This window comes from Phenylobacterium sp. CCH9-H3 (assembly GCF_001557235.1).
In the GTDB taxonomy this organism is placed as follows: domain Bacteria; phylum Pseudomonadota; class Alphaproteobacteria; order Caulobacterales; family Caulobacteraceae; genus Phenylobacterium.
The window spans coordinates 1-4,407 of sequence record NZ_LSJI01000238.1; the positions used below are offsets into that span (position 1 = coordinate 1).

At 69.3% G+C, this 4,407-nt stretch carries 5 protein-coding genes; 4 read left to right on the top strand and 1 reads right to left on the bottom strand.

Annotation, left to right across the window (positions count from 1 at the left end; all coding sequences use genetic code 11):
• From AX721_RS21000 to AX721_RS21005, 3 genes are all read left to right on the top strand, one after another.
• The coding region (locus AX721_RS21000; RefSeq protein WP_156467307.1) for an aldehyde dehydrogenase family protein at positions 1–828 on the top strand (828 nt) is incomplete at its 5' end.
• Positions 829–843: 15 nt separating this feature from the next.
• Entirely contained in the window at positions 844–1,017 is a 174-nt protein-coding gene (locus AX721_RS27560; protein ID WP_156467308.1) for a hypothetical protein, read from the top strand.
• Between the two features lie 159 nt (positions 1,018–1,176).
• The gene (locus AX721_RS21005) at positions 1,177–2,937 is read left to right on the top strand and encodes a response regulator (RefSeq protein ID WP_068877927.1); all 1,761 of its coding nucleotides are present in this window, start codon (positions 1,177–1,179) and stop codon (positions 2,935–2,937) included.
• Positions 2,938–2,946: 9 nt separating this feature from the next.
• Here the strand turns inward: AX721_RS21005 and AX721_RS21010 are convergent, their stop codons facing one another.
• Positions 2,947–3,723, bottom strand: coding sequence for a response regulator transcription factor (locus AX721_RS21010; RefSeq protein WP_068877928.1), 777 nt, complete (start codon positions 3,721–3,723; stop codon positions 2,947–2,949).
• Between the two features lie 500 nt (positions 3,724–4,223).
• Between AX721_RS21010 and AX721_RS21015 the strand changes: the two genes are divergently transcribed.
• A partial coding sequence (locus AX721_RS21015; RefSeq protein ID WP_156467309.1) for a hypothetical protein occupies positions 4,224–4,407 on the top strand: 184 nt, incomplete at its 3' end.

Below are 4,407 nucleotides of genomic sequence, written 5' to 3' on the forward strand. Positions count from 1 at the left end.
GTCGGCAGCTCGGACATCGCCCACTACGTCTACAGCCGCGGCACGGCCGCCGGTAAGCGCGTCCAGGCGATGGGCGGGGCCAAGAACCACGGGATCATCCTGCCCGACGCCGACCTGGAGCAGGCGACCAAGGACATCATCGGCGCCGCCTACGGCTCGGCCGGCGAACGCTGCATGGCGCTGCCGGTGGTCGTTCCCGTCGGCAAGAAGACCGCGGACGAGGTGCGTGAGCGCGTCCTCGCCGAGCTGGAGACGCTGAAGGTCGGGATCTCCACCGACGCCGCCGCCCAGTACGGCCCGGTGGTCAGCCAGGCGCACAAGCAGAAGATCAGCGACTACATCCAGACCGGCGTCGACGAAGGCGCCGAGCTGGTGGTCGACGGTCGGGGTTTCTCGCTCCAGGGCTACGAGAAGGGCTTCTTCATCGGCCCCTCGCTGTTCGACGCCGTGAAGAAGGGCATGAAGACCTACAACGAGGAGATCTTCGGCCCGGTGCTGCAGATCATGCGCGCCGAGACCTTCGAGGAGGCGCTGGATTTGCCCTCCTCCCACCAATACGGAAATGGCGTCGCCATCTTCACCCGCAACGGCCGCGCCGCCCGCGAGTTCGCGAGCCGGGTTCAGGTGGGCATGGTGGGCATCAATGTGCCGATTCCGGTGCCGGTGGCCTACCACACCTTCGGAGGCTGGAAGCGCAGCGCCTTCGGCGACGTCAACCAGCACGGCATGGAAGGCGTCCGCTTCTACACCAAGACCAAGACCATCACCGCCCGCTGGCCCGAGGGCGCCGTCGAGGACAGCGCGTTCGTCATCCCCACCATGAAATGAGCGTCGCGAGGGGACATGTCCAAAGCCTATGGTCCGGTCACCGAGCGCCTGCTGAACCTCCGACCCGGCGCCTCCTGCTTCGTGAGCTTGCGACGGCTCTGCTTCAAGACCCTGCGCAAGCATGCGCCCGACCGCCAATGGGCCGTGGAATCGCGTGACGGCGGGCTGGTGGTCACCCGGGTGAGCTGAAGCTCTCGGCCGGGCGCCGCACGGCTTTTCCACGCTTTCGGGGCGGAGTTCGCCTCTCGCCGTCTAGGGTCCGGCTTTTCTCGCGCTCGGGGCGAGGAGCGGTGCGACTCGCCTCAACCTATGCTTGGTGCCCGCCACCGATCGGGGGACGGGACGAACATGCTTGAACCGACGGCGGACGTCGCGCATCCGGACGGCTATATGCGGTACTCGCGTACCGTCGCCCTGACCCGTCTGGGCTTGGTGGGGGCGTTCGTGGCGCTGCTTGCCGCCTTCACGCCGTGGCGCGTGGCCGTGCTGGGACTCCTGGAGTTCGGCCTCTATTTCGCGCTGCTGGTCGCCACCGAAATCGCCATGCGCCATCCAGACCGTGCGGCGGCTTCGCGACGGCTGCGCTGGCAGTCGGACGTCCTGATGCTGCTGTTGGTCGCCAACGCCTGCTGGCTCGCGGTCAAGATCCGGCTCTACGGCGAACGCGAGATGCAGGTCGAGGCGGCCCTGCTCGCCATCTGCGTCCTGCTGTTCGCCGCGCTGCGCGTGCACATCAGCCGGGTCAGCTATGTCATCGGGATCGCGCCGCCCGCGGCCACCCTGCTGTGGATCGCCATCGGAACGGGCGCGCCGCTGGCAGGCAACCACTACGCCCTCTCCATGCTCCTCTTCGTGGTGGCGGTGCTGATGGTCACCTGGCGCCAGCAGGCGACCGACCGGGCGCTGACGCGGGCGATGCAGGCCTTGGTCCGCAAGAACCTGGCCCTCGGCCAGGCCGTCGAGGAGGCCAAGGCGGCCACGCGCGCAAAGACCCGGCTGCTCGCGGTGGCCAGCCACGAGATCCGCACGCCTCTGAACGCCGTGCTCGGCTTCGCCCAGGCGCTGCGCCGCCAACCGCTGAGCCCGCCCCAGGCCGAACTGGCTCGGGGCGTGGTCGAGGGGGGGCAACAACTGAGCCGGATGCTGGACGGGATCCTCGACCTGGCCGCCGCCGCCGCGGGTGTCGCGCACCTGACGCCGACGCCGTTCGACCTGCGGCGCCTGTCGGAGGCCGTGATCGGCGTCTGGCGGGGTCACGCGGCGGCGATCGGCGTAGACCTTGTGTTCGAAGACGCCGATCCGTCGCTGGACTTCGGCGTCCTGGCGGATGCGGCCAAGCTGGAGCAGACGCTTGTCAGCCTGGTCTCCAGCGCGCTGAAAGCCACGCCGGCGGGCGGGCGAGTGACGCTTCGCCTGGCCGGCGTCGTCCAGGGCGGCGACCTGGGCGTGATCGTCGAGGTGCGCGACACCGGCCCGCGCGTGTCGCCCCAGGACCGGGCCCTGAGCTTCGACGCGTTCGATCAGACCGCGCGTGGACGCATGGTCGGCGACAGCGGGCTGGGCCTGGCGGCCTGCGCGGCGAACCTCGCGCTCATGGAGGGCGAAGTCGGTGTCGACGATCCGCCGGGCCTGCGCGATGGAGAGGCCGGCGCGGTCTTCTGGTTCGCCTTCCGGGCGCCGCGCCATGCCCCGGCGCCCGAGTCTCCGGCCGGCCTGGCGGGCGAGGGGCGGCGGCTGCGTGTGCTGGCGGCCGAGGACAACGCCGCCAACCGGCGCGTGCTGGCCGCGCTGTTGAACGGCGCCGGTGTGGACCTGACCTTCGCCGAAGACGGCGCCCAGGCGCTCGCCGAATGGGGCGCGGCGGCTTTCGACCTGGTGCTCATGGACGCCAACATGCCGATCATGAGCGGGCCGGAGGCGGTGCGGGCCATCCGCGCCGCCGAGGGCGGGGTGCGCACGCCCATCTGGATGCTCACGGCCAATGTGTCGGCGGAGGATATCGACCGCTATCTCGACGCCGGCGCGGACGGCGTTCTGCGCAAGCCGGTCGACGCGACGGAATTATTCGGACTGATCTCGGAACTGTCGCGGAGCATCCTCCCGGCCTGAGTCTGCGTCTCAGGCGGCCAGGCCGGTCCGCGCGGTGACCTGGGCCTGGAACAGATAGCCGCCGCCCCGCAGGGTCTTGATCATGTCGCCGGCGCCGTCGCAGGCGGAAAGGGTGCGGCGCAGGCGGGCCACCCGCGCGTCGATCGACCGCCCGCCGGTGTTCGATCCCTCGCCGTGCAGCAAGGCCACCAGCGCCTCGCGCGGCAGCACCACGCCAGGCCGGGCCGCCAGCGCCCGCAGCAGCGCGGCGTCGGCGGGGCTCAGCCGCACCGTGCGTCCCGACGGGGCGGTCACGTAGCCGAGTTCGGCGTCGAACCGCCAGGTTTCAAGCGTGGCCTGGGCCGTGTGGCGCGCCTGACGCGCGGCGCGGCGCAGAAGCGCCCGCACCTTGGCCAGCAGCTCCAACGGGTGCGTGGTCTTGGGCAGGACGTCATCGGCCCCGAACTCGAGCCCCGCCACGCGGTCCAGGGTGTCGGCGACGCGGGCGACGACCAGAACGGGGGCGGTCTCGGCCTCGGAAAGCTTGCGGCACAGCGCCAGGCCGTCGGCGTCCGGCAGGGCCGTCTCGAGGATCACCAGGTCGCAGCCCTGGCCGTCCAGGGTCGGCTGGGCTTCCGCCGCCGAATCGGCGCGGGCGACGTCGAACCCGTGACGACGCAGCATTTCCAGGCCGGGCTCGATGGCTTCGGCGTCGGCGTCGATCCAGAGGACGCGGGGCGATCCTTGCGTGACTTGGGGTCGGACAGGGGCCGCGCCGGCGGCGAATTCGAAGGCAAGGGTGGTCATGAGAGGTCCATCCGAAAGCGGGGCCACAGGCTACATCCTGCCTCGCAAGGACTTTAGACCGTCAGGTAGAACTTTGATGACGACTTCTCGTCATACTTCACATGAGGACGTTTCATGTGTCTCGCGGTCGTGACAATTGGACTCCTGGTCAGCCTCTGTCTTCTTTATGCAACATTCTTCCAGGAAAGACTTTCCGGCCAGGCGGGCGTATGCGGGTCGGATCGACCCCGGGCCAGCCTATGGGGCGAGGCGTATCTCATTGGTTTTGTGACAATTAATGCGACGCCTTCCGTCTCAGTAAGCCCGGCTTGTTCCCGGCCACATGAAGCGCCTTCATCCATTCGATAAAGGAAATTCAGTAAAGGGCGGTTCTTCACGACAATAGTTTTTCTCCAGCGGCGCTCGGGCGCGCGGCCGGGTCCTCCGGTCGCGCTGGGGGCCGGCTTTCATGTGGGGATCGGCCGGGCGCGCACGCCATCGGCCGCTGGAGGATCTAGACCTTGAGCATCAAGAGAACGCGCGAGCGCCTTCTGGCGTCTTCGATGATCTGTGGCGCGGCCCTGTTGGGCTTCGCCAGTCCCGTTGCGGCCCAGACCGGCGGCGACGAGGTGTCGGAAGTGGTCGTCACCGGGACGCGCATTCCGTCGCCGAACCTGGAGAGCGTCAGCCCGGTCACCGCGGTGA

Excerpts from the sequence above, each read along its gene's own strand:
- AX721_RS27560 (WP_156467308.1), top strand. The coding sequence starts at position 844 with ATGTCCAAAGCCTATGGTCCGGTCACCGAGCGCCTGCTGAACCTCCGA.
- AX721_RS21005 (WP_068877927.1), top strand. The coding sequence starts at position 1,177 with ATGCTTGAACCGACGGCGGACGTCGCGCATCCGGACGGCTATATGCGG.
- AX721_RS21010 (WP_068877928.1), bottom strand. The coding sequence starts at position 3,723 with ATGACCACCCTTGCCTTCGAATTCGCCGCCGGCGCGGCCCCTGTCCGA.